This window comes from Paenibacillus sp. FSL W7-1088 (assembly GCF_037969855.1).
GTDB lineage: Bacteria > Bacillota > Bacilli > Paenibacillales > Paenibacillaceae > Paenibacillus.
Genome location: NZ_CP150216.1, coordinates 3531656 through 3545579 on the forward strand (window position 1 = coordinate 3531656; position 13924 = coordinate 3545579).

A 13924-nucleotide genomic window follows, 5' to 3' on the forward strand; every position below is an offset into this window, starting at 1 on the left:
TTGTCAGACATTATCATCTCCAATATTGGACCAAATGTCAGTTCCCAATTCGATGAGCTGCGCGTAACACAAAAAACTCCGATCGTAGAGTTAACTTCTGTATATGGCCTATCGATTCTAAGAGATGTAGTAACGACTACTGGGGCTGGCACGGTTACAAATGATGCGACTGAATATAATTTAAGCAACACTGCCAGTGGAATAGACTCAGCCATTTTAGAAAGTGTATTGCGGGGGAGATATGAACCAGGTTATGCAGGGGAGGCAGGAATAGGCGTTCGTATCCCTTCACTACCTACGGGTAGCCAAGTTGGACAATGGGGATTATTTGATACTCAAAACGGAGCCTTTTTTGGAGTGAATAGTACAAATGTTTTCGTATCCGTACGTAGAGCTGGAGTTGATACAACAGTTCCTCAAAGTTTATGGAACGTAGATCCATTAAACGGGACAGGACCAAGCGGAGCGACATTAAATTTGTCTAAAGGCAATATATTTCAAATCATGTTCACATGGTATGGTTACGGAGTGATCGAATTTAGAGTTGTCATACCTGACCCCGTAACTTTAGCGCAAGAGGTAATAACCGTTCATCGATTCTCCCCAACAGGTCAAACAAGTTTTGTGGACCCGAATCTTCCATTAAGAGCACAAATCGCTAATAATGGAACCGGTGCTGCTTATAGTATATTTGTTGGAGGAAGACAATATAGTATTATTGGAAAATATGATCCAACCTATAGAGTCACTTCCGAACGAAGAAGAATTACCAATGTGACATCAACAATAACGCCTGTCATTTCATTTACTAGAAAAGCTGTGTTTCCAGCAGGTTCAGCTAGAACGAATTCGGTACAGGTGAATTTGGAAGAAATCAATATTATTTCATCCGTTGATCTAAGTTACCAAGTTCTTGTGGGGGGGACGCTAAATGGATCTTTTGTTAATTATCCCACGGCTACAACCATTATTCCTGATAGCGAAACCGCACTGCTGGTCAACAATATCTCTACAACAATTACAGGAGGAGAAGTGGTGTTTCAAGGCATTACAGGAGGGGGAGCAGGGAATACCAGAATATTGGCCTCTTCAGAACTTTTGAATTTCACTCTTCCGGAAAATCAGGTTGTAACTTTAGCCGTATCGAATATTGGTGGTGCAGGTTCGAACACAGTTGATGTGGTATTTAGAGTAACTGAGAGTTGGTAAATATTATCAGTTACAGTGTGGTAGCATCTTGATAATTAGGAGGGAACAAAAAATATATAAATTAAAGATTAACAAAAGATATATTATGTAAACTTATTTGTGGATTATATGAATAGTAAGCACCTGAATATCCGTTATTAAGGGAATTCAGGTGCTTACTGGTTTTTAAGTATACTATTCCAATCCAGCGATTTGTTCTTTTAATTTGTTAGCAGAGGCCTGGAAAGCGACTTTCTCCGTCTCATTCAAAGGCAGTGGCAGAATCTCACGCACGCCGTTGCGATCAACCACACATGGAACACCCAGATATACATCTGATACGCCATTATAATCTTCCAGCAATGTGGATACGTTCAGTACGGAGCCTTCGTTGCCCAGAATGGCAGCTACAATTCGGTCCAAAGCAAGCGCAATTGCATAGGAAGTGGCTCCTTTGGCATTAATAATCTCATAAGCCGCATTTTTGGTCCGGTCGAAGATATCTTGTTGTGTTTCTTCATCCAGCTCCAGATTCGTTCCTGCAACGTTGGCGAGACTCCATACGGGTACTTCAGAATCGCCATGCTCCCCGATAATATGAGCGTGAATGCTGCGTGGATCAATTCCTTTGTTTTTACCAATCAGGTAACGGAAACGTGCACTGTCCAGTAACGTACCGGAACCAATTACGCGAGAAGCAGGCCATCCGCTTTGTTTCCATGAGGTATAGGACAAAATATCTACAGGATTCGTTGCAATCAAAAGAATACCATGGGAATTAACTTCAGTAATACGTTCAATGATCTCTTTGAAAATGCTTGCATTTTTCTTCAGCAGATCAATGCGAGTTTCTCCTGGTTTCTGGGAAGCACCCGCTGTAATAATAATGATGTCTGCGTCTTTGCAGTCGGAGTAATCGCCTGCCCAGACTTTAACGCCTCCGGTAAAAGGGAGACCGTGGTTCATATCCAGCATTTCGCCAGTAGCCTTATCATGATTCACATCCACAAATACCAACTCGGACGAACGCTGTCTTAACATCAGCGTGTATCCCGTTGTTGTTCCCACCGCACCCATGCCTACAATAACGACACGACTTGGTTTGAGCGCTGCACTGTTTACCATTTTCATATCCTCTCCTTTTTGGGGTATACTTCCATTCATATTAAGGGAAAAGCGTGCGAAAAGCGAGTCGTGTCTATAAACTTTTTCACATTTCATGTCTTTTTACGGAAAATTTCGTCGAAAACCTGGTTTATGTTTTATAGAAAAAACAGATGCAGCAAAAAGATCGCTGTCTGCTTCCAGGGAGTGGAGATGAACCTTTTCGACATCGTTTGTGGTAGAATAGGAGAAGTGGATTCAGATGAATCGTAAAAACAACATGAATGGACAGGCATGCGCGCCTGCTTATTGGATGAGAGAGGTGGAAACCACTTGCGTTCGCAATGGATCAAAATCGCGCAGACAGCACTGCTGTTTATCGGCATAGCTGCACTGCTCGCGGCTTGCACCGATTCGGTAGAGACCCCGGTGGCAGAGCCTCCGCAGGAGCAAGAAGATAACGGGAATATGGGCCAGACCTTAACTGTTGTTCCCCCCGCAAACAGTACACAAGCTGCGGATACAGCCAAATATCAAATTCAGACCCGTTTAACCGATTTCCAGTTGCTTAATGGTAACGGTGGATTAGCATGGGGAGTGACGCGGAACGCCCTGCGTCTGTATTATACTCAGGATCAGGGAAGTACCTGGACTAACATCTCACCTTCGGAAAATGTACAGTTTCCTGCTAATCCGCAATATGGACAAAGCATTTATTTTGTAGATCGTACACATGGATGGATTGTTCGTGAAGGAATGGGCGGAACAGATACAATGGTGCTGCGCACGAACAACGGAGGAGCGAGCTGGAGCCTGTCCTCTTTGTCGAAGACGGATAAGGTGACGGCCATTACATTTGTTTCTCCTGAAAAAGGCTGGATATTGACTACAGTGGATACTTCCATAGGCAAGCAAGACAAGAAACTCTATCTTACAGAAGATGGCGGTATTACCTGGAATCAGATGACATCCAGTGACGAGGACGGCAAACCAGCATCTGCGGAGATCCCTACACGGGGGTATACGACTGGGTTGACTTTCTCGGACGCGGATCACGGGTTCTTGACCGCTCTAGAGTTCGGTACGCCAAAATTGTACGTTACAGCGGACGGTGGCCAGCATTGGAAGGCGGGACCGTCGTTCTTTGACCGAAACAAATTTAACGGATGTGGTAATTTTAATATCAGCTCTCCACAGTTTTTTGGACGGGAAGCTCAAACAGCTTGGATGTCGATATCCTGTTCTCAAGGGGAAAGCACCAAATTCAACGGTTTTTTCACAACCAATGGTGGAGAGAGCTGGCAGTTATCAACGTTCAGTTTGAATAAACAAACCGGAATCAATCGTGGTCTGACTCCTACATTTCTGAATTCTTCGGAAGGCTGGGTCATGCAGAATGAAAAGACTTATTATACGAAAGATGCTGGCAAGACATGGAAGGCACTTCCTGCAAGTCAAGTATTGGAAAACATTCTCAAAGAATACCCGGAGATCGTCAAGCTCCAAATGGTTTCTTCGAAACTAGGCTGGATTTTGGTCGAAAATACGGATGCCAAAAGATCGCTGTTGCTGCAAACCGTAGACGGCGGTGTGCGCTGGAAAGTACTATAATTGCTCTAGAATAGAACGTCTTTAGAAGAGGAACCTGCGGGTTTCTTTTCATTTCACTTACCTTGTGAATTAAATCACAATAAATCCCTTCAAATGATGTTATATTGAATTCAAGAAGAGATGGGAGTGATGAACATGAGAACGAATGAACAAGCTCAATTCACGCAAGCGGACGAGTTAACCAGATACATGCTCCAATTATGCTACACATGTGATGATGCCAACCGTTGTACCACCGAGGAAGAAGTTAAAGCCTGCATGGCGAAATACGCACAGGCAGATGAACCGGAGCAGACGGATGGTGGAGAAGTAACCCGAGGGTTCATGGATCTGATGTACGCTTAGTTATCAAAACTGATCAAAAAAAGCTGATATATCAACGTTTTGCCCCCAACAGGGGGCTTTCTTATTTTAAAAAATCACTAAAAAAAATCACATTTCCTGCAGCACACTCATTTTTAACACTTCAGCAAAATGTTTTTTTAATTTTTGGTCCGCATTATTTTGCATTTTCTGAGTGACATGAGTATATAATCCCAGAGTTATTTTTTTCATCTCGATGACCCACTCGTTGCAAAATCAATTGAGAAGAATTAAGCTTGGGGCAATTAAAATCTTAGCAACCGCATTGGCGTTAGAATTATTGAAAGACATTGAGTTTAGTAAGGAATCTGTTTGTTAGAAAATGAATTACAGTATAAAGGAGAGATAATGAGTTCAGCTCTCCTTTTTAGAACTAATAAATACAAAGTGAGAAAATGATCGCGAAATTAACTCCTAACTATTATTGAAATTTATATTAATCGTTGGAATAAACTGTAGCATTGAAACTTTCAGGTCCTAGGCGCAGGTTGCTAACATTGTAAATTGGATTATAAGTGAATATAGCGTACACAGAATAGACAAGCTGCCCATTCACTGGTGGTGTCACATTATAATCTGAACCGGAAAAGCTTAACACGCAAGGACTGAAAAATGGGTTGTCCAGAACGATTGTACCCGCACGATAAACAAGCTGCTGAGAACTACCCAATCCTCGGTAAACTTCTATGACAAGATTTCCGTTAACAGGCAGTTGATCGGCAGTAACTTCAACAATACCCGAAAAAAACGTCCGGATAACCATCCCTGGATTATTTACCTGTAGTCCAACCTGAGCGAATAATTGTGGGACTCCATTCGTAAAGCTGGGGGTTACAATGTTCTGTCCGTTGGAGCCTTGGGAAGTCCGTGCATCTAACGTTTTAACCATGAAATTTCCTCCTTCCTTATTTTCATAGAGTCCTTTTAGCATTGAGTTAATCGTCGCTGTATACAACCGCATTGAAGCATTCTGGGCCAACGCGGCTGGCTTGCTCTGATGGAGATGCCGGAACAAATGTCACAAAACAAGAATAGATAAGCTGCCCGGTAGGAGGAGGAGGCACATTGAAATCAGAACCATCGAAGCTTGCCAGTATGCTTCCCTCAGAAGGAAATATAGGTTGGGAAACGACATAAATCGGGGTACCTGTATTAGTCGAGCCTCTGAATATTTCAAATCGAATGGAAGAAGGTTGTGAGGACAAATCTGCTACCGAAATCCGATAGGTTCCGTTAAATTGAGTGCGAATAACTAATCCTGGATTGACAATGTTCAGACCAACGATACCCACCAAAGTAGGAGTATTTGGAACGAGCGGGACATTAAACGGAGCAACGCCGTTAGACCCAAGCGAAGTCCGGGCGTCAAGCGTACGAACCATAATGTTTTCCTCCAATCTATTATTTTGAAATATCATATGTTTTTGGTTTGAAAGAGTTATCCGCTTAAAGGCAAGAAGTTTCATTGAACTATAAAACTAATTTATGCTTCATCAACAAAATGATGGACGCTAAATAGCATATAAATCATACTTTTAGATTTAAGATGTACTGACTATTGACTTGGTTATGATGAAACGCACAGCTTCAATAGCGGCATAATTTGGGGGTTGGTCTGCTGTGCGTGGAGTATTGCTGTTCTTTGTAATACTGGATTATTTGACGGGTGTTGCTGCAGGTGGAGCTACTGGAAAACTTAAGAGTAAAATTGGCCTTATCGGGATTGCCCGAAGGTCTTTATTTTTGCCATGGTCGCGGTTGGGCACTTGGTGGACGGTATCTTGGGAGATGGCCATTTTTTTCTACATGTATTGTTTAATCACATAACGCCTCCGGTGCTTGTTTGACCGCAGCTCAGCTGCAGCTTTGCGGCCCAGTAATCGTTTGAGGATCTGGACCGCTTGATAATATTTATCTGCCCTACTTCACATAAATGTAAGTGATGTCTCCTGTGCTGTTGTACTTCAAGGTAGTTGCATTCCCAATCTAAAAATTTGTGGCACTTTTAAATTTTTTTAACATATATTTAATTCATGGGTCTACCTCCTACTTGTACTTGTGAGCATGCCCCCCTACAGGGATAGCAGGGGGTATTTAAATACTGTATCTATACAGAAGCCGAGCCACTCAAATGAATGTTGACGTACAATATTATTGTAATAAAATTCTCATTTTTTCAAATGAGAGGAGGTTAATTCCAATGCCAAACTCTACGGGATTGATTTATAACTCGCCAACAAGTGGAAGCATGGCCACCCAGATTATTGTAACTTGTATAAACGACTCTCTTAATATTCCTGCAAACATTGAACTAGAAGTATTTAAATGGGATACAACTCAAAATGCAAGAGTTCCTATCGGTCATGATTTATTCCAAATTGGACCTCAGGTCTCCCGGACACTTGTTTACCCGCTCATTACAGCAGCGTTTTATGAAGTTCAAAGTGACTACTTTAGTGCTACGAGTACAATTATTCATGTATACGGTGTAGATTCAACAGGTGGAGTTATTCAACGTGTGTTACAGTCTGAAATGATATGGGTTGATAGATTTACCAACATCCCTTAATTAACGAAATGGAGGTAAGCGATTTGCCAGTTGTTAATATTACAGGTGCACTCGGTGGGAATCAATTTGAACCCTCGATCGCTTCCAACGAGTTACTTCCTAATATTATGTGTGCCGTTGCTGTTGATACAAGTACAGGCCCTACACTTATAGGGTTTTATCGCTCTACCGATACTGGACAGACATGGTCGACTACTATTTTACAGCAGCCTGCAGGATATGCTGGTGCAGAAGCCCCAACCATTGATTATACCTTTCCGAGCACGTTTATTGTGACGGTTCACATATTTAACGGAGACAATGATGGTACGATTATTAGCTATACATCCCTGGATGATGGAGTGACTTGGTCACCTCCAGTATTTGTGAACAAGGGATATGGCCTTATTGTTCATAATGATGAGCCTTTTATTGCAGTAGATCGCTCTCCAGGGAGTCCGTACAGAGGGAATGCTTATGTTGGCTACACCCCTCTTGCTACGTTGGCCTCATCTATTTTTTTGCAAAGATCTTTGAACCAGGGAGTAACATGGGAAACTCCAAGCCGAATTTCAAGCCCCAGAGGTTTTCATGATAGAGCGGCTATTGCAGTTGGATTTAGTGGCGAAGTATACGCAGGATATATTACTACAGGCCCGGATACTCCGTATGCTTTATTAAGAATCTCTTATGATGGAGGAGCTTCATTCCAACCGCCGGTTAATCGACAATCTACATTAATTTCTTCCGTGGTACCCGCACCTTCGCCATTACCCGTTCCCGATTATGCTTTTCGAGTGCAGACAAATTTGAGTTTGGGTGCTGATATATCCAATGGGCCAAACAGTGGTTCTGTTTATGCGACCTGGAACGATGCAAGGAATGGCTACACCGATATTTTCTTGTGTAAATCTCCAGATGGACTTTTATGGTCAGATCCCGTTAGTATTACCGGAGCACCAGCAGGTTCACAAAATTTCTTTCCATCCATTACTGTGTCGCCATTCACGGGAACAATAAGGGTCATTTATTATTCGAATCAAATCAATGGGTTTCTTTTAGACGTTTATGTTGCTGAATCATTTGACGGAGGAGCTACCTTTGCGAACCGCAGACTCACGACAACCTCATTTAATCCCAATGGCAATTCTCCAGTACCGACTGTGTTGATAGGGGATTATATTACTGCTACAACGTTTGCTCCGGACAATCTGGCAGCAGTTTGGATGGCAACAACTCCTCCTACTGGGAAGCTCGATGTTTACTTTGGGTCTTAGTTGGCAAATAATGATGTATAAATAGGATTAGCCCACAATATTATTATCCTTGTCACATATAATTTAGAGCGAAACTTACATCTAAGTAGCTCTAAGTTAATGGGGCTTTTTTCTTGTTGTATAAAGAACGTGAGTTCGCATATAATGCAAACAAATGTTCTTATCGAAAGGATGAACATGCCAGTTAAATACTTGGGTTGGTTGAGATTATTTATGAGGATCAAAGCGGCAAGATCACAAAACGACGTATCCATACGCTGGGAGGATAAGTCTAATACGGCCAATATTGTGATTCCTGGAGGGATGGGAGCGAGAAGAGGAAAAAGCCTAAGCTGCCCAAGGCAATGTCGCCAACCAATTCATCGAATATAAATTACTGGACTGAGTATTAAGGGGCGTGTGTAGTATGGCTAGTAAATTGACAGGTAACGGTATTTTTGAAGGATCTCGAATTATTCTTCCCGAACATCGTGAGGCCTTTCTTCAGGAAATGAGTTGTGCAGGAAAGACGAGGAAAGCCGGTACCGGACGAACAGGAGATCCAGCTCATTGAAGAAGCTATCTTCGAATCGTATCAGGAACGCAGGTCAATCAAATTGACTGTATTCAATCCGTTCGACGATGAAGAGATAAAGGGAGTAGTTGAATCAATCGACAGGCAAAGCGGACGAGTTAAACTTGTACGTGTTGATGAAGACTACAGTTGAATTCAGATAGAAAAGAGCAGTAAGATGGATCTGATGTACGCTTAGACTCATAGGATGAGTATCCAATATTCTTAATATTACCGTCAATTCATTAAGAAACGTCTCTAAACGGGGACGTTTCTTTTTGGGTGTTTGAATAAACAATAAGCTTGAGTGTCACTGCTCGTTTACTTCTCAGATAAGCTCATATGAATTGTTATAAATTTGGATTGTGTAGAGGCCTTTCCGCAGCCAACTCTATACAGGCTTGGCTTTATTAATATGGAATGTTATACCTCTGTCGGCTAACGCTGTCAGAGTCTTTTTTTGCATTATTCCTCTTAAAAAGGGCTAATCTACCAAGCAAATAGCCTTTTTTTCCTAAATATAGGTTGTAGTTTAGTTGAGAATGGTTTTCCGTCCATACACTAAACTAACGACATACGTACATTAAACTATGTCTATAGGGAGGTGTCCAAACGATGAGCAGTTCAGAAGAAAAGAAGCGATCTAGGAGAAAAAAGGTAACGGTATATCCTTGCAAATCTAAAAGAAAAAATTGCAAAGTGAAGGTGGCAAAGAAATTAGTTCAGGTTAAATGTCCGCCGCCTAAAGTGAAAATTATTACGCCTACGGTTACTGGTCCCACAGGACCACAGGGAATTCCGGGAATTCAGGGCGTACAGGGAATTCAGGGCCAGCAAGGGGTGCAAGGACCACCTGGAGCTCAGGGTCCAGCCGGAGGCCCTCCAGGTCCACAAGGACCTCAAGGTCAACCGGGACCAGCGGGAGCCATGGGTCCACAGGGACTGGCTGGTCCAGCCGGACCGATGGGCGTGCAGGGTATTCCTGGGGAACAAGGACTTGTGGGTCCACAAGGACCTCAGGGTGTGCCCGGCCCAGCTGGCGCTATTGGACCGCAAGGCTTTCCTGGTGCGACTGGGGCCACGGGCGCAGCTGGTGTTGCGGGTCCAGCCGGTGTCACTGGAGCTACGGGTGTTGCAGGAGTGGCAGGTCCAGCGGGGCCTACTGGGGTGACAGGCGCAGCTGGTGTTGTGGGTCTAACGGGTTCCACCGGTGCCACGGGAGTGGCAGGAGTGGCAGGCTCAACGGGTGCCACTGGGGTGACAGGTGCGACAGGTGTTGCTGGTCCAACAGGCGTCACAGGAGCAACGGGTGTTACTGGAGCTACAGGTGCAGCCGGAGGAGTTCTGGGATTTGCTGATTTCTTTGCGCTGATGCCTCCAGACAATGCGGCAACGGTCGCTCCAGGCACGGACGTAAGTTTTCCGCAAGATGGACCTACAAGTGGGACTACAATTACTCGTACAGGACCGAGTACATTTAATTTGGCTGCAATCGGTACGTATCTAGTTTTGTTCCAGGGAAGTATGAATGAAGCTGGGCAACTTATGTTAACACTTAATGGCGCTGACCTCTCCAATTCCGTAGTGGGGCGGGCAACAGGCACAAGTCAGATGCCAGGAATGGCTATCGTGCAAACAACAGTCATTAACTCCATACTGACTGTACGAAATCCAGCTGGAGAATCAACGGCACTAACCATGACCCCCCTTGCCGGAGGAACAAGACCCGTTTCGGCACACCTGGTTATTACTCAATTAGCATAGAGAGGGGGGAGGGTACCTCAACTGGGATAATGCTCATTCATCAAGGCGCTATCCCAGTCGGTGCCGAGGATTTCATTAGGAAGAGCGCATTGATATGTTAATACATATTGGATTTGGATCCGAATAACAAGTTCCGTGTTAACGTGCATATATATTACAGGAGACGGGTCAAGACTCCGGCTGTCCTAGGTTTGATGAACGGAGGGGAGAGACATGGGCATTGAATCATCCTGGATGTTTGATTTTTTTGGAACCGTCTTTCCGGTAGTATTTGTCCTGATTATAGGTATTGTTCTTCTGTCGGTAGGGAAAGAGGTATGGAGATGGGGGCGCAATAACTCAGAGCCTCTGCTTACTGTACCTTCACGGATTACCAGCAGGAGAATGCAGATGAGTCAGTCGCACTCCGAACCAGGAAGTACAGCCCGTACGCTTTATTACATCACTTTTGAAGTGGAGAGCGGGGATCGGCTCGAATTCAAGGTGAATGGTGATGAGTACGGCTTGTGCGCCGAGGGAGATGAAGGTCGACTCTCTTTCAAGGGAACGCGTTATGTAGGCTTTGAACGCTACAATCGTTTGTATTCAGAGCGTGTACGCGGATAAACCGGCTGGCTTGCGCCATAGTGGCGTAAGCTTTTTTTAATATTCTTTTATGGACAAGCGTTTCTTAATGGGGCTAACATGTTTGTATATAAGAAGAGACTTTATTCATATTATGGTTCATATTCGGTGAGTCGATGTAGACTTATATGATGAATGGACCATCCCAATAGAGGAGGAACTAATGATGTCATTTACAGATCAAGTCGTGGTTGTGACGGGAGCAGCTCAAGGAATCGGTCGAAGTGTAGCTGAGGCCTATGCGGTTGCAGGGGCTAAAGTCGTACTTGCCGACTATGAGGAAGCGGAAGGGGCTGCGGCGGCAGCTTCGATTCGCAATGAAGGTGGAGAAGCGATTTTTGTTCAATGTGATGTACGTCAAGAGAAGGATATAACGAACCTCATTCAAACGACAATGGATGAATTCAAACAAATTGATGTGCTCATAAACAATGCAGGTGTCTCCAGATGGAAATCTCCCTATGAGTTAACGCTGGAAGAGTGGGACGATATACTCAATACCAATGTGCGAAGTTGCTTTCTCGCAAGTCGGGAAGCAGGCAAACATATGAAGCACAACGAAAATGGTGGAGCGATTGTGAACATGTCCTCAACACGTGCCTTCATGTCAGAGCCGGAAACAGAGGCCTATGCTGCATCCAAGGGTGCGATCGTGGCGTTGACGCACGCGATGGCGGTCTCCTTGGGTAAGGACAAAATTCGGGTCAATTGTATCAGTCCGGGATGGATTGAGACAGGCAATGTTGAAAAATTGAAGCCAGAGGACCATGAACAGCACCCGGCAGGACGTGTAGGCGTTCCTTCGGATATCTCCCGTGCTTGTTTATATTTGTCCGATCCGAGCAATACCTTTGTCACAGGGACCAACCTGATTATTGATGGGGGCATGACCCGAAAAATGATATATGAGGACTAGTACCGGGATTTCTCCGGTCAATTGTAAACTTTTGAAAACATAGCAGAAATAAGCCCAAGTTAAGCACTTGGGCTTATTTGATTTTGATAACTCGGTTGCTATAATAAATGTGATTTTACCACAGTACAGGAATGGAGGGAGATTATGTTCGGGAACTCATCCCGGAAAGTGTTTTGGCTACTACTGCTGATTGGAGGGATTATAATGACAGGCTTTGAATCTACTGCTGAAGCTGACGCAGATATACGAGCAGCCTGGGTATGGCAGGCCAAGTCTGTCAGTGATGGAGGAAATGAGCTGCTGGAGAATGCGGCTAAACATAAGATTAACAGACTATATGTGAATGTGGATATGAATCTGTCAGAGGAGGTCTATCATACATTTATATCCAAAGCCAGCAAGGCTGGAATTGCAATTGAAGCTCTTGGTGGAGATCCGTCATGGGCAGTCAGCGGTCGTGAAGGTCCGATGCTCAAGCTGGCGTCCTGGGTGAGTAAGTATAACCTGGCCGCAAAGCCGGAAGAGCGATTTGACGCCCTTCACCTGGATATCAAACCTTATGTATTGCCACAGTGGAAAGAAGATGCCAAACCGCTGGTGCAGTCCTGGGTTGTCAATATGAAGCTCTTGCTGGAACAAGTGAAAAAGGATGGGGCGGTTGAAGTGAATGTCGACTTGCCTTTTTGGCTGGATTCTTACACGGTGACGGGTAGCAGAACGACTGACGATGCGGATAACGAGTCGTTGTCACACTGGTTTATCGGACAATTTGATCATATTACGCTGCTCGCTTACCGTGACAGTGCGCAAGGAAACAATGGAATTATACGTTTGGTAGAACAAGAAATGATATGGGCTGACGCCAGAAATGGCTCGATTACCGTTGGCGTAAACACCAAGCCGATGCCTGGAGAAGAGTTCACGACTTTTGCTGGCAAAGGTGCGGCGCAATTGGAGAGTGTCTTAAGTGAAGTGGCATCTGCATTCACAGATCATGCTTCCTATGCAGGTTCAGCTGTGCATGACATCGTGTACTGGGGGCAGCTGGAGCCAGGGGAAGTACCATTACCAGAGAATCCATCCAATCAACCTGAAATCCGAGGAACCTATATCTGGCAGGCTTCTCAGGTTACGAATGACGGTGGAGATCACATTCTGGAGTTCGCCAAAGCGCAAAACATTAATTGGTTATACGTCCGGCTTGATTTGGATCAACCGTATTCCAGCTATCGTAGTTTTGTGAAACGTGCACAGGCTCAAGGTATTGAGGTTCACGCTATGGGCGGCCATCCAATCTGGGGTAAAAAGGAAAATCGGCCACGGATACAACGCTTGATCGACTATGTGAAAAATTATAACGCCGAATCGGAACCGGATGAACGCTTTAAGGGAATCCATCTCGATATTGAGCCATACACCTTACCTGAATGGGAAAATGATCGGGATACGCTGCTGACCGAATGGGCTGCCAATATTGCTTATTTCCACGAAGAGACGAAAAAGGACAGTGATCTGGAAACGAGTGCCGATCTGGCCGTTTGGCTGGATACGTTCCCGTTACCGGGAAGAGACATGTCTGTCAGTGAATACATGATCACAACGCTGGATCACGTCTCTCTGATGGCATTCCGCAACATTGCCGAAGGCTCCAATGGAATTGCCGACGTGGTCAGTCAGGAAATGAAAATTGCGGATCGTTTGGGTAAACCGCTGTTGATCTCGGTGGAGATGAAAGAGAATTTTGAAGGTAGACATATTTCATTTTATGATAAGGGAGCAGCGGAGATGGAGCGTCAGCTGGCACTGCTTCCAGATCTGTTAAGCGAGTATAAAGCCTACAAAGGCAATATTGTACATGCATACGATTACTGGATTCAAGCCAAGCCCTGAATAGGCAGGTTATATAGGAAATGTTATGTCTCGGGACTTCACATAAGGTGAGGTTCCGGGCTTTTTTTATGGTAAAAAAATAAAAT

13 protein-coding genes and 1 pseudogene are annotated in these 13924 nt (G+C 44.3%); 11 read left to right on the plus strand and 3 right to left on the minus strand.

The window, feature by feature from the left end:
- Positions 1-1209 carry a hypothetical protein gene (locus MKY42_RS16000; RefSeq protein WP_090898033.1) on the plus strand — a complete coding sequence of 403 codons (1209 nt, stop codon included), beginning with the start codon at positions 1-3 and terminating at the stop codon, positions 1207-1209.
- 174 nt (positions 1210-1383) lie between these two features.
- On the opposite strand, the gene MKY42_RS16005 is transcribed toward MKY42_RS16000, so the two are convergent.
- Positions 1384-2313, minus strand: a complete 930-nt coding sequence (locus MKY42_RS16005) for an L-lactate dehydrogenase (protein ID WP_090898036.1) — start codon at positions 2311-2313, stop codon at positions 1384-1386.
- A 312-nt stretch (positions 2314-2625) separates the two neighbouring features.
- On the opposite strand from MKY42_RS16005, the gene MKY42_RS16010 reads away from it, so the two are divergent.
- Positions 2626-3903 (plus strand): hypothetical protein, encoded by a 1278-nt coding sequence (locus MKY42_RS16010; RefSeq protein ID WP_090898039.1) that lies wholly within the window; start codon positions 2626-2628, stop codon positions 3901-3903.
- A 135-nt stretch (positions 3904-4038) separates the two neighbouring features.
- Positions 4039-4248 (plus strand): hypothetical protein, encoded by a 210-nt coding sequence (locus tag MKY42_RS16015; protein WP_090898042.1) that lies wholly within the window; start codon positions 4039-4041, stop codon positions 4246-4248.
- A 454-nt stretch (positions 4249-4702) separates the two neighbouring features.
- On the opposite strand, the gene MKY42_RS16020 is transcribed toward MKY42_RS16015, so the two are convergent.
- Positions 4703-5155, minus strand: coding sequence for a hypothetical protein (locus MKY42_RS16020; RefSeq protein WP_090898045.1), 453 nt, complete (start codon positions 5153-5155; stop codon positions 4703-4705).
- A gap of 46 nt (positions 5156-5201) precedes the next feature.
- Positions 5202-5648, minus strand: a complete 447-nt coding sequence (locus tag MKY42_RS16025) for a hypothetical protein (RefSeq protein WP_339852509.1) — start codon at positions 5646-5648, stop codon at positions 5202-5204.
- Between the two features lie 187 nt (positions 5649-5835).
- On the opposite strand from MKY42_RS16025, the pseudogene MKY42_RS16030 reads away from it, so the two are divergent.
- The 8 genes and pseudogenes from MKY42_RS16030 to MKY42_RS16065 form a co-directional block, all read left to right on the plus strand.
- A pseudogene (locus MKY42_RS16030) lies at positions 5836-6068 on the plus strand (phage holin family protein); the annotation flags it as partial.
- Between the two features lie 398 nt (positions 6069-6466).
- Complete coding sequence (locus MKY42_RS16035) at positions 6467-6835, plus strand: hypothetical protein (protein ID WP_090898051.1); 369 nt, start codon at positions 6467-6469, stop codon at positions 6833-6835.
- Between the two features lie 23 nt (positions 6836-6858).
- Positions 6859-8091, plus strand: a complete 1233-nt coding sequence (locus tag MKY42_RS16040; protein ID WP_339852512.1) for a sialidase family protein — start codon at positions 6859-6861, stop codon at positions 8089-8091.
- A 497-nt stretch (positions 8092-8588) separates the two neighbouring features.
- Positions 8589-8798, plus strand: a complete 210-nt coding sequence (locus MKY42_RS16045) for a YolD-like family protein (RefSeq protein ID WP_339852515.1) — start codon at positions 8589-8591, stop codon at positions 8796-8798.
- A 551-nt stretch (positions 8799-9349) separates the two neighbouring features.
- The gene (locus MKY42_RS16050; protein ID WP_339852518.1) at positions 9350-10408 is read left to right on the plus strand and encodes a collagen-like protein; all 1059 of its coding nucleotides are present in this window, start codon (positions 9350-9352) and stop codon (positions 10406-10408) included.
- Positions 10409-10621: 213 nt separating this feature from the next.
- A complete protein-coding gene (locus MKY42_RS16055; protein ID WP_062319566.1) occupies positions 10622-11014 on the plus strand; it encodes a DUF2500 domain-containing protein in 393 nt (130 codons plus the stop codon).
- Between the two features lie 184 nt (positions 11015-11198).
- A complete protein-coding gene (locus MKY42_RS16060) occupies positions 11199-11948 on the plus strand; it encodes a glucose 1-dehydrogenase (protein WP_339852928.1) in 750 nt (249 codons plus the stop codon).
- Positions 11949-12152: 204 nt separating this feature from the next.
- A complete protein-coding gene (locus MKY42_RS16065) occupies positions 12153-13838 on the plus strand; it encodes a hypothetical protein (RefSeq protein WP_256222059.1) in 1686 nt (561 codons plus the stop codon).
- Positions 13839-13924 lie beyond the last annotated feature (86 nt).